Source organism: Vibrio sp. OPT18 (assembly GCF_015163615.1).
Lineage (GTDB): Bacteria > Pseudomonadota > Gammaproteobacteria > Enterobacterales > Vibrionaceae > Vibrio > Vibrio coralliirubri.
The window spans coordinates 1-419 of sequence record NZ_JADDYK010000083.1 but is presented as its reverse complement, the minus strand read 5'-3'; the positions used below and the strand labels follow the sequence as shown (position 1 = coordinate 419).

General features: G+C 48.2%; 1 rRNA gene (running past one end of the window). It reads left to right on the top strand.

What is annotated here, in order from left to right:
- Positions 1–419 (top strand): 23S ribosomal RNA (locus IQQ51_RS21895); its annotated part reaches 231 nt to the left of the window's first position; the annotation flags it as partial.

Genomic DNA, 419 nt, shown 5'->3' with positions numbered 1-419 from the left:
AAGAGAAATCAACCGAGATTCCGAAAGTAGCGGCGAGCGAAATTGGATTAGCCCTTAAGCTTTTAATGAGACAGATGAAGGCTCTGGAAAGTGCCGCAGTAAAGGGTGATAGCCCCGTAATCGACATCTCATCATCAGTGAAAACGAGTAGGGCGGGACACGTGATATCCTGTCTGAATATGGGGGGACCATCCTCCAAGGCTAAATACTACTGACTGACCGATAGTGAACCAGTACCGTGAGGGAAAGGCGAAAAGAACCCCTGTGAGGGGAGTGAAATAGAACCTGAAACCGTGTACGTACAAGCAGTAGGAGCACCTGCGTGGTGTGACTGCGTACCTTTTGTATAATGGGTCAGCGACTTAATTTTAGTAGCAAGGTTAACCGTTTAGGGGAGCCGTAGGGAAACCGAGTCTTAA